The 23,656-nt window shown below is 73.5% G+C and carries 28 protein-coding genes and 1 tRNA gene; 15 read left to right on the top strand and 14 right to left on the bottom strand.

Annotation, left to right across the window (positions count from 1 at the left end; translation table 11 throughout):
* Nucleotides 1-17: 17 nt before the first annotated feature.
* The 3 genes from BBH68_RS17665 (at nt 18) to BBH68_RS17655 (ending at nt 2,776) form a co-directional block, all read left to right on the top strand.
* Nucleotides 18-872 carry a helix-turn-helix domain-containing protein gene (locus BBH68_RS17665; RefSeq protein WP_065963528.1) on the top strand — a complete coding sequence of 285 codons (855 nt, stop codon included), beginning with the start codon at nt 18-20 and terminating at the stop codon, nt 870-872.
* Between the two features lie 14 nt (nt 873-886).
* Complete coding sequence (locus BBH68_RS17660) at nt 887-1,087, top strand: DUF397 domain-containing protein (protein ID WP_065963525.1); 201 nt, start codon at nt 887-889, stop codon at nt 1,085-1,087.
* A gap of 120 nt (nt 1,088-1,207) precedes the next feature.
* Nucleotides 1,208-2,776 (top strand): serine/threonine-protein kinase, encoded by a 1,569-nt coding sequence (locus tag BBH68_RS17655; RefSeq protein WP_141713016.1) that lies wholly within the window; start codon nt 1,208-1,210, stop codon nt 2,774-2,776.
* Nucleotides 2,777-2,790: 14 nt separating this feature from the next.
* On the opposite strand, the gene BBH68_RS17650 is transcribed toward BBH68_RS17655, so the two are convergent.
* Complete coding sequence (locus BBH68_RS17650; protein WP_065963521.1) at nt 2,791-3,435, bottom strand: NADPH-dependent F420 reductase; 645 nt, start codon at nt 3,433-3,435, stop codon at nt 2,791-2,793.
* Between the two features lie 103 nt (nt 3,436-3,538).
* Here BBH68_RS17650 and BBH68_RS17645 point away from each other — a divergent pair, with 103 nt between their 5' ends.
* On the top strand, nt 3,539-3,967 hold the full coding sequence (locus BBH68_RS17645) for a winged helix-turn-helix transcriptional regulator (RefSeq protein ID WP_065963520.1): 429 nt from the start codon (nt 3,539-3,541) through the stop codon (nt 3,965-3,967).
* Here the strand turns inward: BBH68_RS17645 and BBH68_RS17640 are convergent.
* Nucleotides 3,964-4,776: an NAD(P)H-dependent oxidoreductase gene (locus BBH68_RS17640; RefSeq protein WP_065963518.1), complete on the bottom strand. Its 813-nt coding sequence runs from the start codon at nt 4,774-4,776 to the stop codon at nt 3,964-3,966. The two genes, BBH68_RS17645 and BBH68_RS17640, sit on opposite strands and share 4 nt — an antisense overlap.
* A gap of 114 nt (nt 4,777-4,890) precedes the next feature.
* Here BBH68_RS17640 and BBH68_RS17635 point away from each other — a divergent pair, with 114 nt between their 5' ends.
* The gene (locus BBH68_RS17635) at nt 4,891-5,820 is read left to right on the top strand and encodes a helix-turn-helix transcriptional regulator (protein ID WP_079151047.1); all 930 of its coding nucleotides are present in this window, start codon (nt 4,891-4,893) and stop codon (nt 5,818-5,820) included.
* Between the two features lie 186 nt (nt 5,821-6,006).
* A complete protein-coding gene (locus tag BBH68_RS41980) occupies nt 6,007-7,545 on the top strand; it encodes a transcriptional regulator (protein WP_065963516.1) in 1,539 nt (512 codons plus the stop codon).
* Nucleotides 7,546-7,608: 63 nt separating this feature from the next.
* Here BBH68_RS41980 and BBH68_RS17625 read toward each other — a convergent pair whose 3' ends face one another.
* Together BBH68_RS17625 and BBH68_RS17620 are read right to left on the bottom strand one after the other, a co-directional pair.
* Nucleotides 7,609-8,148: a tetratricopeptide repeat protein gene (locus BBH68_RS17625; protein WP_065963515.1), complete on the bottom strand. Its 540-nt coding sequence runs from the start codon at nt 8,146-8,148 to the stop codon at nt 7,609-7,611.
* A 37-nt stretch (nt 8,149-8,185) separates the two neighbouring features.
* Nucleotides 8,186-8,983 carry an exodeoxyribonuclease III gene (locus BBH68_RS17620; protein ID WP_065963513.1) on the bottom strand — a complete coding sequence of 266 codons (798 nt, stop codon included), beginning with the start codon at nt 8,981-8,983 and terminating at the stop codon, nt 8,186-8,188.
* A gap of 64 nt (nt 8,984-9,047) precedes the next feature.
* Between BBH68_RS17620 and BBH68_RS17615 the strand changes: the two genes are divergently transcribed.
* Nucleotides 9,048-9,530, top strand: coding sequence for a GNAT family N-acetyltransferase (locus BBH68_RS17615; protein ID WP_065963512.1), 483 nt, complete (start codon nt 9,048-9,050; stop codon nt 9,528-9,530).
* A gap of 81 nt (nt 9,531-9,611) precedes the next feature.
* On the opposite strand, the gene BBH68_RS17610 is transcribed toward BBH68_RS17615, so the two are convergent.
* Nucleotides 9,612-10,799: a trypsin-like serine peptidase gene (locus tag BBH68_RS17610; protein WP_065963509.1), complete on the bottom strand. Its 1,188-nt coding sequence runs from the start codon at nt 10,797-10,799 to the stop codon at nt 9,612-9,614.
* 233 nt (nt 10,800-11,032) lie between these two features.
* Between BBH68_RS17610 and BBH68_RS17605 the strand changes: the two genes are divergently transcribed.
* The 5 genes from BBH68_RS17605 (at nt 11,033) to BBH68_RS17585 (ending at nt 14,910) form a co-directional block, all read left to right on the top strand.
* The gene (locus BBH68_RS17605) at nt 11,033-11,704 is read left to right on the top strand and encodes a TetR/AcrR family transcriptional regulator (RefSeq protein ID WP_065963508.1); all 672 of its coding nucleotides are present in this window, start codon (nt 11,033-11,035) and stop codon (nt 11,702-11,704) included.
* Nucleotides 11,701-12,075 carry a VOC family protein gene (locus BBH68_RS17600; RefSeq protein ID WP_065963507.1) on the top strand — a complete coding sequence of 125 codons (375 nt, stop codon included), beginning with the start codon at nt 11,701-11,703 and terminating at the stop codon, nt 12,073-12,075. Before BBH68_RS17605 ends, BBH68_RS17600 begins: the two co-directional genes overlap by 4 nt.
* A 177-nt stretch (nt 12,076-12,252) precedes the next feature.
* Nucleotides 12,253-13,707 carry a hypothetical protein gene (locus tag BBH68_RS17595; protein ID WP_065963504.1) on the top strand — a complete coding sequence of 485 codons (1,455 nt, stop codon included), beginning with the start codon at nt 12,253-12,255 and terminating at the stop codon, nt 13,705-13,707.
* Between the two features lie 13 nt (nt 13,708-13,720).
* Nucleotides 13,721-14,062: a hypothetical protein gene (locus tag BBH68_RS17590; RefSeq protein ID WP_141713015.1), complete on the top strand. Its 342-nt coding sequence runs from the start codon at nt 13,721-13,723 to the stop codon at nt 14,060-14,062.
* A gap of 182 nt (nt 14,063-14,244) precedes the next feature.
* On the top strand, nt 14,245-14,910 hold the full coding sequence (locus BBH68_RS17585) for an RlpA-like double-psi beta-barrel domain-containing protein (RefSeq protein ID WP_065963499.1): 666 nt from the start codon (nt 14,245-14,247) through the stop codon (nt 14,908-14,910).
* A gap of 9 nt (nt 14,911-14,919) precedes the next feature.
* On the opposite strand, the gene BBH68_RS17580 is transcribed toward BBH68_RS17585, so the two are convergent.
* On the bottom strand, nt 14,920-15,636 hold the full coding sequence (locus BBH68_RS17580) for a hypothetical protein (RefSeq protein ID WP_065963497.1): 717 nt from the start codon (nt 15,634-15,636) through the stop codon (nt 14,920-14,922).
* Complete coding sequence (locus BBH68_RS17575) at nt 15,633-15,974, bottom strand: PadR family transcriptional regulator (RefSeq protein WP_065963495.1); 342 nt, start codon at nt 15,972-15,974, stop codon at nt 15,633-15,635. Before BBH68_RS17575 ends, BBH68_RS17580 begins: the two co-directional genes overlap by 4 nt.
* A gap of 79 nt (nt 15,975-16,053) precedes the next feature.
* Between BBH68_RS17575 and BBH68_RS17570 the strand changes: the two genes are divergently transcribed.
* Nucleotides 16,054-16,587 (top strand): hypothetical protein, encoded by a 534-nt coding sequence (locus BBH68_RS17570; RefSeq protein ID WP_065963493.1) that lies wholly within the window; start codon nt 16,054-16,056, stop codon nt 16,585-16,587.
* A 5-nt stretch (nt 16,588-16,592) separates the two neighbouring features.
* Nucleotides 16,593-16,865 carry a DUF3817 domain-containing protein gene (locus BBH68_RS17565; RefSeq protein ID WP_065963582.1) on the top strand — a complete coding sequence of 91 codons (273 nt, stop codon included), beginning with the start codon at nt 16,593-16,595 and terminating at the stop codon, nt 16,863-16,865.
* Here BBH68_RS17565 and BBH68_RS17560 read toward each other — a convergent pair.
* A complete protein-coding gene (locus tag BBH68_RS17560) occupies nt 16,846-18,522 on the bottom strand; it encodes a serine/threonine-protein kinase (protein WP_065963491.1) in 1,677 nt (558 codons plus the stop codon). The two genes, BBH68_RS17565 and BBH68_RS17560, sit on opposite strands and share 20 nt — an antisense overlap.
* Before the next feature lie 196 nt (nt 18,523-18,718).
* Between BBH68_RS17560 and BBH68_RS17555 the strand changes: the two genes are divergently transcribed.
* Nucleotides 18,719-19,546 (top strand): hypothetical protein, encoded by an 828-nt coding sequence (locus BBH68_RS17555; RefSeq protein WP_245738094.1) that lies wholly within the window; start codon nt 18,719-18,721, stop codon nt 19,544-19,546.
* A gap of 91 nt (nt 19,547-19,637) precedes the next feature.
* On the opposite strand, the gene BBH68_RS17550 is transcribed toward BBH68_RS17555, so the two are convergent.
* The 6 genes from BBH68_RS17550 to moaC form a co-directional block, all read right to left on the bottom strand.
* Nucleotides 19,638-20,024, bottom strand: coding sequence for a DUF4267 domain-containing protein (locus tag BBH68_RS17550; RefSeq protein WP_065963486.1), 387 nt, complete (start codon nt 20,022-20,024; stop codon nt 19,638-19,640).
* A gap of 209 nt (nt 20,025-20,233) precedes the next feature.
* Nucleotides 20,234-20,307 (bottom strand) — tRNA-Ala (locus BBH68_RS17545).
* A 157-nt stretch (nt 20,308-20,464) separates the two neighbouring features.
* Nucleotides 20,465-21,682, bottom strand: a complete 1,218-nt coding sequence (sepX, locus tag BBH68_RS17540; protein ID WP_065963580.1) for a divisome protein SepX/GlpR — start codon at nt 21,680-21,682, stop codon at nt 20,465-20,467.
* A 151-nt stretch (nt 21,683-21,833) separates the two neighbouring features.
* Complete coding sequence (locus tag BBH68_RS17535; protein ID WP_065963484.1) at nt 21,834-22,457, bottom strand: GNAT family N-acetyltransferase; 624 nt, start codon at nt 22,455-22,457, stop codon at nt 21,834-21,836.
* On the bottom strand, nt 22,454-23,044 hold the full coding sequence (locus BBH68_RS17530; RefSeq protein ID WP_065963482.1) for a MogA/MoaB family molybdenum cofactor biosynthesis protein: 591 nt from the start codon (nt 23,042-23,044) through the stop codon (nt 22,454-22,456). Before BBH68_RS17530 ends, BBH68_RS17535 begins: the two co-directional genes overlap by 4 nt.
* The gene (gene moaC / locus BBH68_RS17525; RefSeq protein ID WP_065963481.1) at nt 23,041-23,523 is read right to left on the bottom strand and encodes a cyclic pyranopterin monophosphate synthase MoaC; all 483 of its coding nucleotides are present in this window, start codon (nt 23,521-23,523) and stop codon (nt 23,041-23,043) included. Before moaC ends, BBH68_RS17530 begins: the two co-directional genes overlap by 4 nt.
* Nucleotides 23,524-23,656 lie beyond the last annotated feature (133 nt).

Raw genomic sequence — 23,656 nt, 5'->3', positions numbered from 1 at the left:
GCAAGGAGAGACGAACGATGGCCCGAGCCAAACTCCCTCCCACCGTGCGGCAGCGGCGCCTCGGCGCCGAACTGCGCCGCATGCGTGAGAACGTGGAGCTGTCCGCGACCCGGGCCGGTGAGCTGTTCGGGGCCACCCAGTCACGCATCAGCAATATCGAGGCGGGCGGCTACGCGGTGAGCGCCGAACGGGTACGGGCCCTGGCCCGGCTGTACGAGTGCACCGACGAGGAGCTGATCGAAGCGCTCACGGGCATGACCGGTGGGCGGACCCGAGGGTGGTGGGAGGAGTACCGCGAAATCCTTCCCGCGAGCATGCTCGACCTCGCCGAGTTGGAGCACCACGCCACGTACATGCGGATCGTGTCCGTGTTCCACATGCCCGGGGTGCTGCAGACGACAGAACACGCTCGCGCGCTCATCAGTGACGCCTTGCCGGCGCTGGCGCTGCACGAGGTGGAGCACCACGTCTCGTTCCGTATCAAACGCCAGGCGGTGCTGTACGGAGACCGGCCGACACCGCTGACAGCGATCGTCCATGAGGCCGCTCTGCGCATGGGCTTCGGTGGGCCGGAGGTAGCCCGCGCCCAGCTCGAATACCTGATCAAGATGAGCGAGCGGGACAACATCACCTTGAGGGTGGTCCCGTTCGGGGTGGGGATCTTCCCCATGTCCGGGCAGGGCATCATCTACTTGGGCGGCGAGGTGCCGCGACTCGACACCGTCCAGCTCGACTCGGACCATGGCTCGGAGTTCCTGGCCGCCCAGCCGCAACTGGCCCGGTACCGGAACGTACTGACCAGGATGGAAGCCTGCGCGCTTGAGCCCACAAAGTCACGCGACGTGATTCACCGCATCGCGCGGGACATCTGAACTGAGGAGCACGCGTGTCAACAGACAACTGGCGAAAGTCGTCGTACAGCCCGAACGCGGGGAACTGCGTCTACGTCGCCACAGGGGACAACCACACCGTGCGGCTGCGCGAGAGCGACGCGCCGAACGCCATACTCATCACCCGCCCCGCCACGTTCGGGGTCTTCATACGCGCCATCAAGGCGGGCACCCTCGACCGGCTCGCCACGGACTGAGCCGGCGGACCCGGTGGGGGCCCGGCGGCCACGACCTGGGAACCGGCCGCCGGTGGGGGCGTGGTGTGACACTGGAGCGTCTGGGCGTGAACAGGTCATGAGGGGTGGCGGGTGGCGGGCATGGAACGCGGCACGGTGATCGCGGGCAAGTACGAGTTGGTCAGGCGGCTCGGCTCCGGCGGAATGGGCGAGGTGTGGGTCGGCCGGGACCGGGACCTGCACCGGGACGTCGCCATCAAATTCGTCGCCCGTGACGAGAACTTGTCGCCCGAGGTGCGGAAGCGCTTCGAACGGGAATCGATCGCCGCCGCGCAGATCAGCCACCCCCATGTGGTCGTTCTCTACGAGCGGGGCGTCCACGACGGCCTGCGGTACATGGTGATGGAGCACGTGGACGGCATCACGCTCGCGGAGCGGGTGCGCGACCAGCGGGCGATGGAGCCGGCGCCGGCGCTGGACATCGCGCGGAAGATCTGTGCCGCGCTGGTGGCGGCACACCGGGCCAAGATCGTGCACTACGACATCAAGCCGTCGAACGTCATGCTCACCGCCGACGGGGGCGTCAAGGTCGTCGACTTCGGCATCGCCGGCTTCGCCCACACCCACACCTTCACCGTGGCCTCCACCACCGAACTGACCCCGGCCGGCACCGCGTTGTACGGGGCGCCCGAGCAGTTCCTCGACGAGCGCGGCGATGAACGCTCCGACCTGTACGCGCTCGGTGGAGTCCTGTTCACCCTCCTCACCGGACAGCCGCCCTTCACCGGAAGGAGCGGCCTGTCGGTCATCCGCCGCAAACTCGACGAGGAGGCACCCGCGCTGAACCGCCTCCGCCCCGACACCCCGGAAGCCGTGAACCGCCTGGTGTCGGAACTCCTTCAGCGTGACCCGGCGCGGCGGCCGCAGACCGCCGAAGCCGTCCACGAGCGTCTGACCGAGCTGTGCGCGTCCACTGCCGGCAGCGACGCCCGCACGGAGACGCGCGTCGTCACCGGGGTGCCGCCCACTCCGACGAAGCCGGCGACAGGCACGTTCGGCCTGCGGCCCCCGGACGAGCCGCAGAAAGGAGAGAAAGGAGAGAAGCGAAAGCTCTCCCTGGTTCTCGTGGCCACCGTCGCCGCATTCGCGCTCGGCGCGGGCCTCAGCCTGCTCCTGACCTCCGGGGACGATGACGGCGGCTCTTCGCCCGACAAGAACAAGAACAGCACCAAGACGCCAGGAGTTCAGGCAAAACCCGCCGTCGTACCCGACCTCTGCGATCCCCTCGCGAAGCATCCCAAACTGAGCGAGTGGGTCCCGAACGCCAAGGCGGTACCGAACGCGAAGAGCGTGGGCGGGCCCGCGGGGAGCCAAACAGGCGTGCACTGCGGTTTCGTGGGCCAGGAGAAGAAGCCCGATGACACGGTCGAGGACTACAAGCTCGACGTCACTGTCTTCGGATACAAGGACGACAAAGCGGCCGGCGCCCGGTTCCGGTCGAAACTCACAGCGGAGGGCCATTCCGCGGACAGTTACCCGTCGCCAGGGGAGGAATCCTATTCCTCCGGAAGCCTCCTCAGGGGGTCACATCTTTTCCGCGCCGGTCCCTACCTGGCCCAGGTGGACTTCGAGGGCTATGGGGGCGACATCACGTCGGGAGAGGTCGCGGAGTGGGTCGACGGGCAACTCCGCGCCGTCTCGGGCGGTTAGACGTCCGGCACCCGCTACACCGACGCCGCCATGGGCACCGGAAACGCGAAGCGCGGTTCCGCGCCGTCCAGCCAGGCCCCGATCGCGAAGGCCGCCGTCGCCTCCACGTACACCGCGCGGGCCAGCCCGCCGCACGGGAGGGGCGTGCACCCCATCGAGGTGATGAGCGCGGCGGTCAGGTCGAGCGCGCCCGGGTCGTCGCCGCAGAACGGGACGGCCAGCGGGGCGCCCTGGAACTCGGGGCGCGGCAGGGTCCAGATGCTGTCGTGGCAGAGGTTGAACGCCTTGACGACCCGGGCGTCCGGCACCGCGTCCGCCATCCGCCGGGCGATCGAGGTCGTGGCGCCGGTGGACAGCACCAGGCCGTCGTCGCCCGGCACGATCGGGTTGCTGCAGTCGATCACCGTACGGCCGGCGAGGACCTCCGCGAACCCTTTGACCAGCTCGGGCCCCACGTCCGCCGGGACCGCCGCCAGGACGGCGGGGCCGTACGCCGCCGCGTCGGCGAGCGCGCCGTGCCCGGCGGCGCCGATCCGCGCGGCGGTCGCCTCGGCCGCCGCGCGGTCGCGTCCGCCGACGAGGACCTCGTGCCCGGCGCGGACCCAGGCCCCGCCCAGTGTGGTGGCCATCCCGCCCGTGCCAAGAATGCCGATGCGCATGGTGCTCCCCGATCCGAGGTGAAGAGGTGAAGTGGACAGGGCGTGACTGTAGGGATTCCGACACACACCACACGGTGTCCATCGGATGAGGCATGATGCACGCATGGAGCAGCCGCACTGCCCGCAGGACGCCACCCACGAGGACCCCGACCCCGCGTACACCGCGGACTGCCAGGCCCGCGTCGCGTTCGAGGTGCTCGCGAACCGCTGGGACAGCGTCGTGGTCTACACCCTCGGCGCCGCCGGCCCGATGCGGCCCCGGGCGCTGGTCGCCCGGATCGGCGGGATCAGCCCCAAGGTCCTCAACGACTCCCTGCGGCGCCTTGAGTACAACGGCCTGGTCGAGCGCCGTACGTACGCGGAGGCGCCCCCGCGCGTGGACTACGCGCTGACCGAGGCCGGCACCGCGCTGCTCGTCCCCATGCGGGCGATGGGCGCGTGGGCGATGCGGTACAAGGACGAGGTCCTGGCGGCGCAGGAGCGGTCCGAGGCGCGGGGGCGCGCCCCTGGAGGCGCGGCGGACACGGCCTAGTCCCGGGAGTCCCGCTGGCCGCGCGGGCGTACGTGGATGTCGAGACCGCTCGTCCCCGGCGCCTCCGCGCCCGGGAGCAGCCGCATGTCGCGGCCGTAGTCGCCGCCGGTGAGCGAGCGGTAGGCGACCGGCTCGTCGGTGAAGAGCCGGTCGAGCCGCCGCCCGTACTCCCGCTGGGTCCGCGCGAACCGCTCGTCCGACACGTCGAGCGAGCCGTACAGCGCGAAGGGTTCCAGCGGTGCCATGCCGGTGAACCAGAACAGGCCGTGCTGGAGCGGGAAGAGGACGTCGCTCAGCCGCCCGTGGATTCCCCGGTCGGCGAACGACGACTCCCGGGCGCCGATGGTCACCGACAGCAGGGCCCGTCGCCCGGCCAGGGCGCCCTCGCTGTAGGGCGGGGGGACGGACGGGCCGTGGGCGAACTCGAAGGTGAACACCCGGTCGATCCAGCCCTTCATGATCGCGGGCACCGAGAACCACCACAGCGGGAACTGCAGGATCACCGCGTCCGACCACCGGACCTTCTCCTGCTCGGCCGCGACGTCGGGCGACAGCCGCTCCTCCAGCGTGGCCTCCCCCTGGGCGGCCAGCACATCCAGCCGCCGGTCGGGGGCGCGGCCGGGGAAGTCGTCGGCGTCCACCGCCGCCTTCCACTTCATCGCGTACAGGTCGGACACCCGCACCTCGTGCCCGGCGGCGCGCAGGTGCTCGACCGCGAAGGAGGTCAGGGAGGCATTGAGCGAGCGGGATTCCGGATGGGCGCTGACGACGAGGATCTTCTTCCGCCGCTGCGGTGTGGCTTCGGTCATGGGGCCACGTTCCCCCGGGGGCGGCGCGACAGCCAGAACCCTGTTCAACCGGAGGAAGCGGCGACCGGGGGAACGGCGATCCTGGTATCGCGAGGGCCACGCATACTGGAACGCATGCGTACGGAGGACACGGAGGACACAGAGGGGTCGGAGGACGTGGGCAGCCGCATCGACGAGATCGGCGACGAGATCGGCGACACCCGGCGGGCGCTCGGCGGCTTTCTGCGGGTCCGCCGGGGACGCGTCGCGCCGGAGCGCGTGGGGCTCGCCGGCGGCGGGCGCCGGCGGGTGCGCGGGCTGCGCCGCGAGGAGCTGGCCCAGCTCGCCGGGATCAGCGTGGACTACTACGTACGCCTGGAACAGGGCCGGGCCACCCAGCCCTCGCCCGAGGTGCTCGACGCGCTCGCGAAGGCGCTGTGCCTGGACGCGGCGGAGCGCCGGCACCTCGCCACCCTCGCGGGCGGCCGGGGCGGCCCCGCGCCCGAGGCCCGGGTCAGCCGCCAGCTGCGGCGGATCCTGGACGGCATGGGCGGCCTCCCCGCTTTCGCGACCAACCACCGCCTCGACGTGGTCGCCTGGAACGGCCTGGGCGCGGAGCTGGTCGGCGGACTGGCCGACCCGCCCCGCCGCGACCGCAACCAGGCCAGGTTCATCTTCCTCGACCCCGCCTCCCGGGACGTCTTCCCCGAGTGGGAGGACCGGGCGGCGGAGACCGTGGGCCAGCTGCGGGTCTCGGCGGGCCGCTACCCCGACGACGCTGAGCTGGCCGCGCTGATCACCGAACTGTCCGCGCTCAGCGCCGACTTCCGGCGGATCTGGGCCACCGGCGAGGTCGTGATGTGCGGGGCGGGCCGCAAGCGGCTGCGGCACCCGGAGGCCGGGCCGCTCACCCTGGACTACGAGACGCTGCACGTACCGGCCGCGCCCGGCGAGACGGGCCTGGTCGTGCACGTCTTCGGCGCCGAGGAGGGCACCCGGGAAGCCGACGCACTCGCCCAACTGGCCCCGGCCGTAACAGAGGTGGCCGGGCCGCGCGCCCGGTAACGTAACGGGCCATGACAACGCCGTCTTCGAGGCGGAGGGCTGGACCCCGGCGAGGACCGGCGGCTGCGGCGGCGGGTGCGGGATGTCGTCGTACGGCATATGCGCGGCTGGGCCACGCTTGACCGGCCCGAGGATGACTGAGCGCTCCGACAACAGACACAGGCCGAACAACACGGGGGGACGAAGATGGACGGAAGGATTCCACAGCCGCGTGACGTCACGGACTCCGCGCAGTTCGTGACGGTGATGCGCCAGCTGCGGCAGTGGGCGAACCTGAGTTACCGGGAGCTGGAACGCCGCGCCACGGCGGCCGGAGACGTGCTGCCGCGCGCCACCCTCGCCGGCGCGCTGAACCGACAGGAGCTGCCCCGGGAGGACCTGGTGGCGGCCTTCGTCCGGGCGTGCGGCGGTGACGAGGCCACGGTCAGGGCATGGATCGGGGCCCGCAAGCGACTCGCTGTCGAGCTCGAGTCCCCGGTGCCGGGTGAGGCGCGTGAGGCGGAGGGGGCGGAGCCCGAGAGCGCCGGGCCGGAGGGGGCGGGGGCGGAAGGCGCGGGGGCCTCGGGCACCGGGGCGGAGAGCGCGGGAGCCGCCAGCGCGGGGGCGGAGAGCGCGGGCGCCGGTGCCGCCGGGACCGCCGGTGTGGCGGCCGTCAGCGCGGGGGCGGAGGGCGCGGCGGCCTCGGGCGCCGTGCCAGAGAGCGCGGGAGCCGCCAGCGCGAGGACGGAGAGCGCGGCGGCTTCGGGCGCCGGGGCCGAGAGCGCGGGAGCCGCCAGCGCGGGGGCGGAGGGCGCGGGGGCCTCGGGCACCGGGGCCGAGAGCGCGGGGGCCGGTGCCGCCGGGACCGCCGGCGCGGGAGCCTCCAGCGCCGGCGCCGCCGGGACCGCCGGTGTGGCGGCCGTCAGCGCGGCGGCCTCGGGCGCCAGAGCGGCGGACGAACCCGACCAGCCGGTCGTCCATGCGGGGGTACCGCTTCGGCCCGCCGAGGCCACCGTGCCGAAACCGACGGTGAACGAGACCGAGGCGCTGCCGGTCGCCGACCCCGTGGGCACCGGGAGTGCCACGGGATCCCTCGCGGCGGAGCCGATCCCGGGCCCGACCACCACCCCGGCCGCCGGCTCGACCGCAGAGCCGACCGCCGGGCCGACCACCGGCCCGGCCGCAGAGCCAACCGCCACCACCCCGGCCGCCGACCCAACCGCCGACCCAACCGCCGACCCGGTGCACCCCGAGCCGGAGCCGGGGCCGAAGAAGGCGTGGCGCCGCCTTCGGCGGCCGGGCCTGGTCATCGCGACCACCGTCGCGATCGTGCTGCTGACGGCCGCCGCCACGGCGATGCTGCACCCCGGGGACGATCCGGGTGAGCCGCGCAAGAGCCGGTCCGGCGTCCCCACGGCCTCGCACTCCCCCTCCGGCACGCCGAGCCGCTCCCAGGACGACGACCCCTCCAAGGCCGCCGAGGCCGAACCCGCCAAGGGCGAATCCCCGCGCGCCACCACCCCGGCGGCCACGTCGCCGGCCCCGTCCAGCAGGACGACGGCGCCTGAGAAGCCGACGTCGAAGCCGACGCCCCGGCACAGCTCGCGGACGCCGACCTGGACCCCCTACGACCCGCCGGCGGACCCCTACGACCCCCCGCCGTCGGCAAGCGACTCGCCCACGTCCGACGGCGGCGACCCCTTCCCGGAGGAGACCTGCTGGGACGTCACCAACGACTGCGTCTGAGGCCTGGGCGGACGGGGCCTCGACGGATGGGGCCTCGGCGGACGGGGCCGCCCGTCCGCCCGGTCAGCGCCCGGCCCGGGCGGCGAGCTCGTCGGCGTAGTGGGCCAGCGAGCGGTTGTACATCGGCAGGTGGCGGGAGAGGGCCGACAGCGCGAGGGCCACCGCCTCGCGCTCCCGCCCGGCGTCCACGAGCGCCAGCGCGAGGAACGCGGCGACGGCGTCGTCGAGCTCGTCGGACCCCGCCTCCCGCTCGGCGGTCAGCAGCGCGACGCCCTCCTCGGCCCGGCCCAGGTTGCGCAGCGTGCTGGCCAGCTGGATCCGGGCCTGGCGGCGGCGCGGGCCGGACAGGCCGGCGTCCAGGGCCGCCCGGTAGAGCGGGGCGGCCCGCTCCTCGTGGTCGGTGGCGTCGTAGGCCGAGGCCAGCTCGAAGGAGGCGACCGGGTCGCCGGCGGGGAGCTCGGCGGCCAGCGCCGTCATGGCCGCCAGGAAGTCGGCCGGGTCGTGGTCGTCGAAGGCGGTCCACAGGTCCGCGGCCCGCCGCTCCCAGTCCACGGGTGCCGAGGCCGTGTCCCGCGCGAGGGGCTGTTGTGCCGAAGTGCTCATCGTCACAGCATCCCAGCCCGGGACCGCCCTGGCGGAGTCAGGCGCCGAAGACCGCCGTCACCGGGGCGTGGTCGCTCCACCGCTGGTCGTAGGTCGCCGCCCGCTCCACGTACGCCTTGACGCACCGCTCGGCCAGCCCCTTGGTGGCGACGAGCAGGTCGATGCGCCACCCCGCGTCGTTGTCGAAGGCCTTCCCCCGGTACGACCACCACGAGTACGGGCCCTCGACGTCCGGGTGCAGCTCGCGCACCACGTCCACGTACGCCGCCTCCTCGTACACGCGGCTCAGCCACGCCCGCTCCTCGGGGAGGAACCCGGCCTTCTTCCGGTTCGCCTTCCAGTTCTTGAGGTCGGCCTCCCGGTGCGCGATGTTCCAGTCGCCGCACACCAGGACCTCGCGCCCGCCCGCGGCGGACCGCTCGCGCAGCTCCTTCAGATACGGCAGGAACTCCCCCATGAAGCGTTCCTTCTCCTCCTGCCGCTCCGTGCCGACCTCCCCCGAGGGCAGGTACAGGCTGGCGACCGTGACCCCCGGCAGGTCCACCTCCAGATAGCGGCCGCTGCCGTCGAACTCCGTGGAGCCGAATCCGACCCGTACGCCCTCCGGCTCGCGCCGGGTGTAGACGGCGACCCCGGCCCGGCCCTTGGCGGCGGCCGGGGCGTGCACGGTGTGCCAGCCGTCGGGCTCGCGGACCGGCGCGGTCAGCTCACCGGGCTCGGCGCGCACCTCCTGCAGGCACACCACGTCGGCGGCGGTGCCCGCGAGCCAGGGGAGGAAGCCCTTCTTGGCCGCGGCGCGCAGCCCGTTTACATTCACGGTGGTCACGGTGAGCATTCCGGCACGATACGCCAGAAAAAACGAGCACCCCGCCGTACCGCATGAATGTACGATCCCTCGCATGGATATCCGCCCCATCCGCTACGACCACCCGGACGCCGTCAAGCTCAACGACGAGGTGCAGGCCGAATACGTCGAGCGCTACGGCGAGGGCGACCTGACCGTCATGGACCCCGCCCACTTCGATCCGCCCCACGGGCTCTACCTCCTCGCGTACGACGCCCAGGGCCGCCCGGTGGCCAGCGGCGGCTGGCGCAGCCGGGAGCGCGACGAGGAGGGCTACTCGGACGGGGATGCCGAGATCAAGCGGATGTTCGTGGTCCGCGAGGCACGGGGGCAGGGCCTGGCGCGCCGGATCCTGGCCGCGCTGGAGGACAGCGCCCGCGCGGCGGGGCGGGTCCGGATGGTGCTGGAGACGGGGACCGAGCAGCCGGAGGCGATGGCGCTCTACACCTCCTCCGGCTACGCGCCGACGCCCAAGTTCGGGCTCTACCGCTTCGAGGAGGCCAGCCGCTGCTACGCCAAGCCCCTGCGGGGCGCGTAGCGGCCGGCCCCCGGGACTCGCCTCGCAACCTGCCCTCGCAGCCTGCCCTCGCCGGCTCACCTCGCCGGCTCACCCGGTGGCTCACCCGGTGGCCGCGAACTTCCGGCTGATCGCGTCGAACACCCCCTTGGCCTCGCCACCGAGACGCGGTCCCGCGAGCCAGGTGTGCGCGTTCGAGCTGATGGAGGTGTTGGAGACCAGCACTGTCCTGCCGCCGCGGTTCACCAGCCACCCGCCGCCGGAGGAGCCGCCGGTCATCGTGCAGCCGATGCGGTACATCGTCGGCGCGGTCGGCGAGAACGACAGCCGCCCGGGCCGGTCCAGGCAGCTGAACATCAGCGCCCCGTCGTACGGCGGCGCGGCCGGGTAGCCGTACGCGCCGACCGAGCCGACCCGGGCCGCCGGCGGCGCGTCGAACCACACCGGCACCGAGGCGCCGACCGTCTCCTGCAGCGACTTGCCGCCGCTGTCCTCCGGCTTCACGTGCAGCACCGCGAAGTCGTACGCCGAGCCGACGTTGCCGGTGTGGCCGCCCTCGTCGATCCACTGCGAGGAGGTCTGCGACCAGTCCGCCCACCACACGCCGTACGGGGCGACCTCCTGGCTCGCGGCCGCCTGGGCCCGGTCGGCCGGCAGCCCGTTGTCGTTGTACGAGGGCACGAACACGATGTTCCGCATCCAGCCGCCGCTCTTGCCGGAGTGGACGCAATGGCCCGCCGTCCACACCAGGTTGGACCTGCCCGGGTGGGCCGGGTCGTCGACGACCGTGCCCGAGCACACCATCGGCCCCTCGGGGCTGTCGAAGAAGACCTTCCCCACCGGCGCCATGTTCTGGTGGTACGGCCGCGAGACCTGCACCGCCTGGGTCGCGGGGGGCTCGGGGTCGGTGGCCGGCTGGTCCTCGCCGGCGCTCTGCGCGGTGACGGTGTTCGGTGAGTCCTTGGCCTCGGCCATCCTGGACGGCTGCCAGAAGTCCTTGATGACGGGGTTGGCGAACTCCGTGGCCTTGCGGGCCCAGTGCTCCCAGTCCTTCCAGCCGCCGTCCTTCCACTTCTTCAGCTCGTCCAGGCTGGTCGGCACTCCGTCCGGGAGCTTCAGCCCGTCCTCGGCCTTGTCCTCGGCCTTGTCCTGGGTCTTGTCCTGGGCGGCGGCCGAAGCGCCCGGCGCGGGCCCGGCGTTGTCGTCGCCCGGCCCGCAGGCCGTGGCGGAGACCGCGAGCAGCGCGGCCACCGCCGCGGCGGCCGCGGCGGAGCGGCATATCGATGGCATGGAGCCCTATCCCCCCTGTGTGGTGCCGGCGTGGTGCTGGTGCTGGTGCGGCGCCGCGCCGTGTGCTGTGCGTACGTACGCACGTACCCCTTCCGGGGCAAGCCCCCACTATGCCCGCGCCGTTGGCGGCGGCCCGCGCCCGGCCCGCGGCTCGCACACAACACCAACGGCGTCGGCACGATTCCATGACATCACATTGACGGAGTGAGTACTCACTCCGTACGGTTGACGGCATGGCAGAACCCCCGGCCCGGCGGCGCGCGCCGGGCATGAGCACCGAACAGCGCCGGGCGATGATCGTCGCGGCGGCGCTGCCGCTGGTCGCCGAGTACGGCGCCGCGGTGACGACCGCGCAGATCGCCCGCGCCGCCGGCATCGGCGAGGCGACGATCTTCCGCGCCTTCAAGGACAAGGAGGAAGTGCTGGCCGCCTGTACGGCCGAGGCGATGAATCCTCAGCATGTGCAGCGCGAGTTGGCCTCCATCTCCCTGGACCAGCCGCTCGCCGACCGACTGACCGAGGCGGCCGAGGCGATGCGGGCCCACCTGACGCGCATGGGCGCGGTGGCCGGAGCGCTCCACGCCTCGGGCCACCGCCGCGACCGCACCCCCGGCCAACCCCCCGGCGACCGCCCCCCTGGCCGATCCCCCGGCGACCGCGCCTCCGGCGACCGGCCGGCGGACAGCCGGGAGGCGGCGATGCGGGCGACCCGCGACGCCCTGACCGAACTCGTCGAACCCGACCGGGCGGCCCTGCGCCTGCCCCCCGAAAGAGTCGCCTCGATCTTCCTCGGCATGCTCTTCACCCAGCTCCACTTCGGCGCCGAGGGCGCCGAGGCCGATCCGGCCGAGTTCGTCGACGTCCTTCTGCACGGCACCCTCAGAACACCCGGGAGCGACACATGACCGTCACGCTGAACCACACCATCGTCCCCGCCACCGACCACCGCGAGGCGGCCCGGTTCTTCGCCTCGGTCATGGGCCTGGAGGAGCTGCCACCGGCGGGCCGCAACGGCCACTTCGCCCCCGTGCGGGTCAACGACACGCTCACCCTCGACTTCATGACCACGCCCGACCCCGAAGGCCACCACCTGGCCTTCGACGTGGACCCGGCCACCTTCGACGCGATCCTGTCCCGCATCCGCACGGCGGGCATCCCCTACGGCAGCGACCCCACCGAGCCCGACAACGGCCGGACCGACCACCCCCTGTGCCCGCGCGGCCTGTTCTTCCAGGACACCACGGGCAATCTGTACGAGGTGATGTCCCCGGCGTAAGGCGGGCGCGAGGTCCGGCGTGGCCACGGGGCACGCCTCGTCGGCCTCGCCGAGCCGGTCCTCGCCGAGCCGGTTCTCGTCGAGCCGGTTCTCGTCGAGCCGGTTCTCGTCGAGCCGCAGGGGGCACGGGGCCGGCTTTTCGGCGGCGCTGTCGGTGGCCCGGTGCATCATCGAGCCATGACATCCACGGACCCGGCCGGCGCCTCCCCACCCGCGTGGGCCGTCCAGCACACGCTGTGCCTGCCCAGTGAGGACGCGGCGCGGCAGGCCGCGTCGGAGCTGGCCGCGTTCGGACACCGGCTGGTGGCCGTACGGGCTCATGACCACTTCCGGTCCGATCCTTCGAGCTTCTGGTACGGCAAGCCGTCGCTCGACCCGGAACTGACCGGCTGGTGGCAGGTGTTCTCGCTGGCGGTCCACACCGGCCACGAGCGGCTGGCGCTGGAGCCGTTCCTGAGGGGCGAGCGGATACGGATCGCCGGGGTCGCCCGGTCCCACGGCGGGTTCCACCAAGGCTGCGCCGAGGGACACGCGACCACCCTGCAGCAGGTCTTCAGCCGGGAGGGGCTGGTGCACGAGCACCCCACGGCCGAGGTCCCACCGCCGGCCCCGCTGCCCACCGACCCGGCCCCGCCCGACCGGGGGCCGCGGTGGACGGGCCTGGCGTCGGGCGGGCCGGACGACGGGCCCGAGGACGTCGTCCGGGCAGTGGTGGCCGTGGCGGAGCGGAGGTACGGGAGCGCCGAGGACGCGCCCGACTCCGTCGGGTGGCTGCTCGAGGAGGACTTCGCCTTCGGGGAGCCGTACGAGACCACGGGCGCGTTCCTGGGCGACCTGGCGGACGCCGTGGCCCACCAGGGCACCTGCACGGACGACACCGTCGAGGCCGTCCCCTTCCTGGCCGAACTGGCGGGCGACGGCGGCCTTCCGGCCCGGGTCCGGGTGATCGTGCTCTGCGACCTTCTCCGGCTCGCGGCCACCGGCCCCTCGCTCGCCGCCTCCGCGGCCGACCGCATCGCGGCGCTCGGCGGCGCCTGGCAGGAGCCCGCCGCCGTCCACATGACCCGGCGGGCCATCGGCCGCGCGCTGCCGCGCCTCCTGACCCGCGGGGAGGAGGAGAGCGACGCGGCCCGGTTCGTACTCGCCGCCCTCACCGCGGCGGTGTCGGAGGACATTCCTGCCGACCTGGCCGCATCAGCCTGGGGGGACGCCCTCGCCGACCTCGCCGCCGCAGCCTCGGGGCCACCGGCGGGCGCTACCACCGCCCTCCCCACCACGGCACCGGCAGACGCTGCTGCCACCCTCGCCACCACGGCACCGCCGGAGGCACCCCCCGCTCTCCCCACCACGACCCCCGCGAGCGCGCTCACCACCCTCGCCCCGCACCTCGCGGACCGTCTGAACGACCTGCCCGCCCCCGCCGGTTCGCCCCGCGCCGACGCCCTCGCCCTCATCTCCGCGCTCCTCCACGACGACGAGACCCGCCTCGCCACCGCCCTGAGCCGCCTGACCTCCTGGCGCCCCGCCCTCGCGGAGCGGACCGCCACGCCCCACGCCGCTCCCCGGCAGGTCGCCCTGGCCGTCCTCCCGAATCTGGTCATGGAGGATGTCGGCCCGGCCCTCCACCCCTGAGATCGGACAGACGATGCCCGCGCCGACCGAGATCCCCTGGACGCACGCCGACACGGTCACGATCCGCGACCTGACCGGCCACGGCGAGCGGATCGTCGGCGACCCTGGCGAACTGGCGGAGCTGGCACGCCTCTTGGAGGTCGATCGCGCGGGCGCCGGATTCGTCTGCATGTGCTGGGGCGATGTGGAGTTCCTGGTGCGCGACCCGTCGCGGCGCACCCTGGCCGTGCTGAGACTGCACCTGGGCAGCGGGCTGGACTGGAGCGCGTGGGGCGGGCAGCTCCCGCTGCTGCGCGCCGAGGCCCTCACACGCTGGCTGACCGAGCGGGGGCTGTGCGCCGCCCCACGCCCGTAGCGGGGCCCCGACCAGCGGGGCCCTGACCAGCGGGGCCCTGACAGCAGAGGCCTGACCAGCGGGGGCCTGACCAGCACCAACCCGTAAAAATCTCGGCCTCGTTGAACGGTCCGCCGCGCGAGGCCGTATCTCCGGCTGCGACAGGCACCGCCCGGCATGGCCGATCAGACGAGGAGTTCCGCATGTCCCGGAAGCGCCGCATGAGCCGACCCCAGAAGATCGCCCTGGCCTTCGGGGCGGCAGGACTCGTCGGGGGCGGCCTGGCCGTCGGCGTCGGAGTCAGCCAGGCGTCGGAGACCGCTCAGGCCAAGGCGCCCACGGAGAACTGCGCGGGGCTCGACACCGCGCTGCGGAACAACCTGAACTTCATCGCCGCCCAGCGGGCGGACCCCGACGCCCAGTCGGAGGCCAGAATCGCCAACCGCCAAGAGGTCGTGAAGCAGATCCAGCAGCGCCGTCAGGTGGCGGGATGCACCGGAACCATCACACCCTCCGCCCCCACGACGACCGCGCCCACGACCGCACCGACAGCCACGGAGCAGCCAACCGCGCCCACCACGGGCGCCGGGCAGCCGAGCGGTGGCGCCGGCCAGGCATCCGGCGAGGTGGTCTGCCCCGGCTCCACGGTCACCCTCTCCGGCGAAGAGGGCGCGCCCGCCGCCTCCAGCAACCAGTTCCCGATCGGCACCCGGCTCAAGGTCACCAACCTCGACAACAACAAGTCGACCACGGTGACCGTGACCTCGCCCTCGGGCAGTTGCGCCCTGCTGAACAACGCCGCCTTCGAGCAGGTGCGCGAGCCCGGCAAGTTCCTCATCCGGCGGGCCGTCGTCGAACGCGTGGGCTGACCACCCCGGTCAGATCGCGGGTCGGCCCACGGGGAGGCGGGCGCACTGGCGGCACGCGCGGGCGGAGGCCGCGACCCTCGCGTGCGAGACGACGGTGAGGACCCCGAGGAGCCCGCTGATCAGCCAGTTCCCGGCCAGGGCCGACACGGCGGTGAGGGTCAGCGCGCTGATCCCCAGGGTCGTACCGGCGGTGGTCCCGGTCCAGGCGACCATCAGCGGGAGCCGGTCCGGGACGGGCAGCCGGCGGGCCAGAACACCGGTGGCGGCCAGCGACGCCGCCGCCAGCAGAGCGACGGCGGCCGCTATCCCGCCCAAGGGGGCGGCCAGGACCTGCGCGTGATGCGGCAGCTGCCGGCCCTGGCCGACGGCCGTCGTCCAGTACCAGCAGACCATCAGGAACGGAACGGTGAGCGCGACGGCCCGCGCGGTGTGCCGGGCCTGGGCGATGGTGAGTTCCCGCTGGAAGGCGGGCGCGACCTCCTCCACGCTCCCGAAGTCGTCGATCGCCCGGCGCGCGGCGTCACCGGGGCCCAGGTGAGGGGCGAAGTCCGCCGCGCCGTCGGTCAGGGCGTCGCGCGCCTCGGTCACCATCCGGGCCTTGGCCCGGGCCGGGCCGTGCAGGACCGCCGCCAGGGCGGCGACGTACTCGTCGATCGGATCGGGGCCGGATCCCGGCCCGGAACCGGGCCCGAGGCCGGGGCCGGCGGACCGTTCGAGGGCCGTCATGTGGCCGGCCCCGGCGCCGGAGAGGGGTCGAGTACGGCACCGATCGCGGCGGTGAGCTCGCGCCAAGCCGTGCGTTCTTCGCCCAGGGCGCGCCGCCCGGCGTCGGTCAGCTCGTAGCAGCGGCGACGGCGCTCACCGGCCGACTGCCAGTCGCTGCGCAACAGCCCGAGCCGCTCCAGCCGGTTGAGCGCCGGATACATCGTGCCCGTGCGCAGCTCCAGGACGCCGCCGCTGCGTTTCTGGACGGCCGTGATGATCGCGTAGCCGTGCAGCGGCCCCTGCTCCAGCGCGGCCAGCAGCAGCGCGTCAAGGTGCCCGCGCACCGCGTCTCCCTTCATGTAGGCAGCCTACCCATCGGGAGGTAGATGGCCTATATATTGGCTGCCAACATATAGGTTGCCCAACGACGGAGTCGCAGTGACCAAGCTGCTGTTGTCCGTGCACGTCCTGGCCGCGATCCTGGCGATCGGCCCGATCGCCGTGGCCGCCTCCCTCTTCCCGCGCTTCGCCCGCGACGCGGGCCACGACCACCCACCGACCGACGACCGGACAACCGGCAACGATCAGGAGCCGACCGACGGCCAGGCGCCGACCGACCGGCGAAGCCCCGCGATCGCCGCGTTCCTGCACCGCATATGCCGTGGTTACGCCGTCGTCGGCCTGGCCGTCCCCGTCTTCGGGCTCGCCACCGGAGCCCAGCTCGGCGTCCTGACCGACGCCTGGCTCCTCACCTCGATCGCGCTGACCGCGATCGCCGCCGCCCTCCTGATCCTCGCCGTCCTCCCCGGTCAACAACGCCTGCTGACCTCCCCGGACGGCACGACCGCCGCCACCGAGGACACGGGGGCGGCGGCGAGCCGGCTGGCCATGACGACCGGCATCTTCAATCTGCTGTGGGCGATCGTGGTCGTCCTGATGATCGTCCGCCCCGGCTCCACGACGGGGGCGTGACCGCCGTGCGTACGCTGCGTATCGCGGCCGCCGTCGAGGCGGTGTCCCTGGTGGTCCTGCTGGCCAACCTGGCCACCGTCCACACCCGGGCCGTCACCGCCCTCGGCGGCCCCGTCCACGGCACGGCCTACCTCGCCACCATCGCCGCCTGCGCCTGGCTGACCCCCGGCGCCACCCCCGCCGCCCGCTGGCGCGCCCTCATCCCCGGCATCGGCGGCCTGCTCGCCCTCCGCCGCATCCGGCCCCAAGGGGCCGGCGTTACGGATGCCCCGCGGTGACCTCCTCCGTCAGCGCGCGGTTCAGCCGTTTCACGGCACCGATGCCGACGAAAGGCGCGGCGATGGCATTGCCGAAGAGGGCCAGCCCCACACATATGTGCGCCGCGATGAAGGCGCCGTTGGTGTGCGGGCTGGCCGCGTCACCGCTGAGGCCGTCGTCCATGCCCAGGAACCAGGCGGTGCTCAGGCCGATCGCGCCCGCCCACGCCAGCCAGTAGAGCGCCCCGGCAACCGCCCAGAGCCGTACGCCCCACTCGCGGTACCGCTGCAGCCGGGCGCCCGTGTACTGCAATCCCGCCAGGACGATGAGGAGCAGAACGGGCGCCGGCATGAACCAGTCGTTGTGCTGGGCCCATTCGGAGAGCCCGCCGAAGTCGATGTTGTCGGGGGTCTCGGGGTAGTCGCGGACGATGGTGCGCAGCTTGGGGGCCATCAGCAGCAGGGCGAGCATGGGGACCAGCCCCAACATGCTGGGCCCCGGGTTCCCCAGTCCCCCTCCGCGTACCCACGAGCTGAGGCGCGCCCCGGCCGAGGGCGGGTCGTCGCCGCCTTGCCGACCGACCCCCGGACCGGAACCGGCACCAGCACCCAGGCCAGAGCCGACATCCGGACCGGCACCAGGCCCGACACCCTGGCCGGAACCGACACCCGGGCCGACACCCGGACCGGCGCCAGGACCAGAGCCCAGACCAGCGTCCGGACCAGAACCGGCACCCGGGCCAGGCCCCCCGGCCCGCGAATCCACCCTGGTCGGAGGGAGAACACCCGCCGCCGCCCGGCCGGGCTCCGGCGGGTGCGGAACGTCGGCGCTCTCCAGGTTGAGCAGGTGCTCGGCCCGACGGGCGATCAGCGCGCTGACGGGCCCCGGCAGCCAGTCCCGCCCGTCGGCGTCCCGCTCGGCCGCGAGGGCGTACAACTCCGCCACCGAGGGGCGGTCCTCGGGCCGTTTGCTCAGGCAGTCGCGGACGATGGCGGCCGGCCCCTCGGGCATGCCCTCCAGGTCCGGCTCCCGGTGCACCACCCGGTACAGCAACTCCGGTCCGGAGCCCGTGCCGAACGGCCCGCGGCCGGTGGCCGCGAAGGCCAGCACCGTCCCGAGCGAGAAGACATCCGCCGCCGGTGTCACCTCCCGGCCCTCCGCCTGCTCCGGCGACATGTAGCCGGCGGACCCCACGACCAGGCCGGTGCCGGTGAGCGCGGTTTCGTCGGCCGCGCGAGCGATCCCGAAGTCGATGAGCAGCGGCCCGTCCTGCGACACCAGCACGTTCGACGGCTTCAGGTCGCGGTGTACGAGCCCGCTGCCATGAACGGAGTCGAGCGCCTCGGCCAGCCCCGAAAGCAGCCGCCACAGCGAAGGCTCGGGAAGCGGACCGTGCTCGCCCACGACCTCGGCCAGGGCGGGGCCGGGCACATACGCCGAGGCCAGCCACGGCGCCGGCGCGTCGACGTCGGCGGCCACCACCTTCACCGTCCCCCGCCCGGACACCGCCTGGGACGCGCGCACCTCCCGCGCGAAGCGCTCCCGGAACCCGGGCGCCGAGGCCAGCCAGGGATGCACCATCTTCAGCGCCACATAGCGCCCGCCGGCCGACCGCCCCAGATACACCCGGCCCATGCCGCCCGCGCCCAGGCGGAACAACAGGCGATATCCGCCCACCTGTCGCGGATCCTCGTCCTCCAACCGCAACACGACGCGCGCTCCCCCGATCCCCGGCCCGCACGGGCCCGGCCCCGGCTGAGAATACTCCGCACCGCCAGGATCTCCGGCCGCCGTGATCGCCCCGGATCGCCGAGTGCTAAAGTCCCGCTCTTCGCCAGTCGCGCTGCGCGGAGTCCCCTCGGTAGGCCGTACTGTGTCCGATCCCGCTGCCACTTCGCCCGCCCCCCGCGCCCTGGATCCGTACGCGATGTGGCGGCAGGCGCTCGCCGAAGCCGACCGGGTTTTCGCCGACCCGCCCACCCTCGACCGCCCGGTGCACGGCTGCACTTACTGCACCCCGGAATCGGACCTCCGCCTTCTCGGCGGCGATCCCGCCGCCGTACCGGATGACGTCCTCGAGAATTTCCTGGGCGAGGTCGCCAGCCACTGGGACAAGGACCAATACCCCCTCCTGTGGCGTCGCCTCATGCCCCGCGCGCTGCGCTACTGGGGCCCGGACGGCACCGACATCGATCCGGCCCGCGAGATCGGCCGCCTCGGCCGCGACGGCGCCGACTTCACCACCTGGCCCGCCCCCGAACGCGCCGCGGTCGAGCAGGCCTTCCGAGCGCTGCTGACCCTCGCCCTGATCGACGGCCGGTCTCTGGGACACATCACCGACCTCATCGAGGGAATCGCCCACGCGACGGGTGACCTCCTCCCCTGGCTCGACCACCTCGCCGCCGTCCCCGGCCCCCAGGCAGACGCCGGCCTCGTCCGCCTCGCCTTCGACTGGGCGACCGACCTCCTCTGGGAGGACTTCCGGTTCTGGTCCTGGCACGACGGCGACCCCCAGACCATCGCGACCTGGCTCCCCACCCAGCGCCCCCGCATCGCCGCCTTCGCCACCCGCCACCCGCGCTGCAAGACCGCCGCCGACACACTCATCGCCCTCGACCGCCTCCAAGCCGGCGCCGGCAGCCCATGGCTCTACCCGCACAGCACGTACGAGACCCTCCCGCTGGCCCCACCTACCTTCTAGCGGTTCCGTAGCCGCGCCCCGACACGGGAAAGCCCCCGCCGGCCTTCCCGGCGGGGGCTTTGAGCTGTGCGGCGAAGCATCGGCGCCGCGGTCAGGACAGCAGCAGCACGGCGCCGGCCGCGGCCATGACCACGGTCGTGCCGCCGTGGATGCCGTAGTACGCCTTGGCGGGTCCGCCGCTGAGCTTCGTGATGAGTGCGTCTGCGAGCGTGACGAGTGAACCGGCCAGCATCATCCAGCCGCGCAGGTGCGTGTCTCCACCGATCAGCGCGATCAGCAGGAAGAGGCCGTAGCCGATGTCGCGGCCGCCCAGGACAGCCAGCCAGGCGCGGGTGGCGGGGTCCTCGGTGCGGGTGCCGGGGATGCCGAAGTCCGCCGCGGCCTGCGGGGCCCACATCATGCGGGAGCCGACGAAGATGATCCCGATGGCGATGGCCCAGGTGATGACGGTGGCGGCAGCGGTGGCAGCGGTAGGCATGACGGTGATCTCCTCTTCTCGCGGCACCGACCCCCTGTCGAGCACCGCTCTAACTTCTAGCAATGCTAGACCTAGCGTCGCCTCATTGTCTAGCGGTGCTAGTCGTCCGTCTCGGCTCAGGCTCCTCCTGTCGCTTCCGCTGTATTTCGCTGCTGTACGGCGCCAAAAAAGCCCCCGCCGGGTTTCCCCGGCGGGGGCTTTGAGCTGGGTGGACCTGAGGGGATTTGAACCCCTGACCCCCTCGATGCGAACGAGGTGCGCTACCAGTCTGCGCCACAGGCCCTTGCAGCGAGTGAAACTCTAGCATCCCCGTCGGGGTGCTTGGAAATCCGTTCCCCGTCGGCCCCCGGGCGGTCCCCGCTGGTCAGTGGAGTGGCGGGTGGAGTGGCGGTGGAGTGCCGGTCGGGGAGTGCCGATGCGCGGGGCCGGAGCGGGCGGGGTCACTCGTTGGCGGCGCGGGGGCGGTCGTCGTCCGCGTACTGGTCGAAGAGGGGGGTGCGGCCCCGTTCCCGGGGGGTGCGGGGGGCCGGGGGGTGGTGGGGGGCGGCGTCGGGGGCCTGGGTGGGTTCGGCGGTGCTGGAGCGGGCGGAGCTCCAGGCGTCGGGGGCGCCCAGGTCGACGCTGCCGGTGGCACGGGGGGCGACGGGCGCGGTGACGTAGGTGGGGAGGGGGACGGGCACCGGCTCCCAGCTCTCGCCGGTGGACGGGCCGCGCTCACGCTCCCGCTGCTGGTCGACCCACTCCGCGTGGTCGGTCTGCTCGACCAGGGCGCGGCGGCCCGCCGCGTGCGGGGAGGGCACCGGGGCGGCGCGGTCCGCGTCGAGGCGGGCGGGCGGCTCGGCGGGGTGGTCGTCGTCGGCGGGGCCGTCCGCCGGCGGGCGGGGGTGAGGGCGGCGCTCGCGCAGGCGCTGGGCGGCCAGCTCGGCGCGGCGCTGGTCCATGGTGAAGGTGAAGCGGCGGCGCTCCTGGGTGCGCAGGTAGGCGATGTAGGCGCTCAGCAGGACGGCCGGCATGCCCGGGACCCACAGGAAGGCGAGGCCGCCGACCGCCGCGACGACCGCGCCGAGGGTGAAGGCGAGGAACAGGATGATGGTGGTGCGCCGACGGCGCGCAAGCACCTTCGCGCGCCGGCTGCGGGCCGCGGCGGTGGGGGGCTGGGCGGCCGGGGACGGCTGGGCGGTGGAGCCGGAGGGAGGCGCGGCGGGGCCCTCGGCGGGCGGGGCTGCGTGGGGCGGCACGGGCGCACGCATGGTCACGGGGTCGGCGAAGGCCCGGACGTCGACCGCGTCGGTCACGGCGTCCGGGTCGACCACGCGCCGGTCCGGGTCCGTCCCGCGCCGGTCCGAGTCGACCGCGCGCCGGTCCGAGTCCGTCCCGCGCCGGTCCGGGTCGGCCGGGTCTCCCCCGGCCTCGGGGCGGTCCGCATCCGAGGCGCGCCCCTCCGGTTCCGCCGGACCCCTGAGGGCTTCCAGGTCCGCCCGCTCCTTGGCGTAACGACGCTCCATGCCCGCCCGTCCGGACAGCAGCCGGATGGCGGTACTGAAGCGCTCCGTCGGACGGGCTTCGTTGAGCTCGTCCTGCCTACGGAGCCACATCGGCACCAGATAGGCGGCCCAGGCCCCGACGATGACTGCGTAGATGAGGCCACTGCTGCTCACGGTCACACGGTAGAGGGGTCCGCGCGAGGCCATCTGCCAATTGGCGCGGTGTGTCGCACGATCTGGCTGATATCTCGAACTTTTTTTGTGATTGGTGCGATGACCAGTCCGGTAATGTGCTCAATTGGCCCACTGAATTCGAACACATATTTTATTTCTGCGATGCGCCAGGTCGCATCCGGTGCCACCGGGCCAACAACCCCTCCGGCACTTCCTCCGCCGTGAGCGCGAAGACCAGGTGGTCCCGCCAGGCGCCGTCGATGTGGAGGTAGCGCGGGCGCAGCCCCTCTTCGCGGAATCCCAGCTTTTCCACCACCCGGCGGCTCGGCCCGTTCTCGGGCCGGATGCACACCTCGATGCGGTGCAGTCCGACCGCGCGGAAGCAGTGGTCGGTGGCGAGGGCGACGGCGGTCGGCATGACGCCCCGGCCGGCGACCGCCTCGTCGATCCAGTAGCCGATATGGCCCGAGCACATCGAGCCCCAGGTGATCCCGGCCACCGTCAGCTGTCCGGCCAGCCGCCCCCGGTACTCCACGACGAACGGCAGCATCCGCCCGGCGTGCGCCTCGGCGCGCAGATGGCGGACCATCTGGCGGTAGGTGGGCCGGTGGGTGACGGGGCCGCCGGGCGGAGGCGGCGGGATGGTGGCCTCCCAGGGGCGCAGCCACTCTCGGTTGCGCTGGTTGACCTCACGCCAGGCACGCTGGTCGCGCAGCTTTATGGGGCGGAGGACCGTGTCGCCGTCCGCCAGCACGACCGGCCAGGGCGCGTTCAGCGCGCGCTCCCGGCGGGATCAGGACCGGCGGGACCGGCAGGACCGGCAGTACCGGTGTGGGTGGCCGAGGGGCCGTCGGTATCGGGAGGGTCGGCGGGTCTGGGGTGGTCGCCGCCGTGGATCTGCTCGATGGCATGGAGCAGGATCCGCCCGAGGACCGCGAGCCCGTCCCGTACGCCGCCGGTGGAGCCGGGCAGGTTGACGATCAGGGTGCTCCCGGCGGCTCCGGCCAGCCCGCGGGAGAGCGCCGCAGTGGGCACCTTGGCCAGCCCCTCGGCGCGGATGGCCTCCGCGATGCCCGGGATCTCGCGGTCGAGCACACGGCGGGTCGCCTCGGGGGTGTGGTCGGTGGGCGAGATGCCCGTACCGCCCGTGGTCACGACGACATCGTACGAAGCGGCCACCGCCTCGCGCAGGGCCGCCTCCACCGGGTCCCCGTCGGGGACCACGCGCGGCCCGTCGACGTCGAGGCCCAGCGCCGTAAGCCCCTCCACCAGCAGCGGGCCGCCCTTGTCCGGGTAGACCCCGGCGGCGGCGCGGTTGGAGGCGGTGACGACCAGGGCGCGGTACGCCGGCGAGCCGCTCATGCCCGGCTCCAGTCGCCGGACTTCCCGCCTGTCTTCTCCTCCACCCGTACGTCCGCGATGACCGCGGACTTGTCCACGGCCTTGACCATGTCGATCACGGTCAGCGCGGCCACGGTGACCGCCGTCAGGGCCTCCATCTCGACGCCCGTCCGGTCGGTGGTGCGGACCGTGGCGGTGATCTCCACCGCGTCGTCGGCGACCGCGAGGTCCACGGTCACGCCCGAGAGGGCGAGCGGGTGGCACAGCGGGATCAGGTCCGGGGTGCGCTTGGCGCCCATGATGCCCGCGATCCGCGCGGTGGCGAGGGCGTCGCCCTTGGGCACGCCCTCGCCCCGCAGCAGCTCCACGACGCGCGGGGCGACGAGCACACGGCCGCTGGCGCGGGCGGTGCGCGCGGTGACGTCCTTGTCCGAGACGTCGACCATGCGCGCCGCGCCCGTCTGGTCGAGGTGGGTGAGGTGGTCCTGGGCGCTGCTCATCGTTCTCCCGGTCCGGGCCAGGTGGCTCCTGTGGGACGACACCGTACCCGCAGCGGGCGGGGGCCAGGGGGTGTGCCCCCGATCTCTGTGGATCAGCCCGCGGCGTCTGGTGCGTGCGATCGCGGAGGGTCGC

It is taken from the genome of Streptomyces sparsogenes (genome assembly GCF_001704635.1).
GTDB classification, from domain to species: Bacteria; Actinomycetota; Actinomycetes; order Streptomycetales; family Streptomycetaceae; genus Streptomyces; species Streptomyces sparsogenes.
Note: the sequence above shows the minus strand (reverse complement) of the source record. Positions and strands in the feature narration are given on the sequence as shown.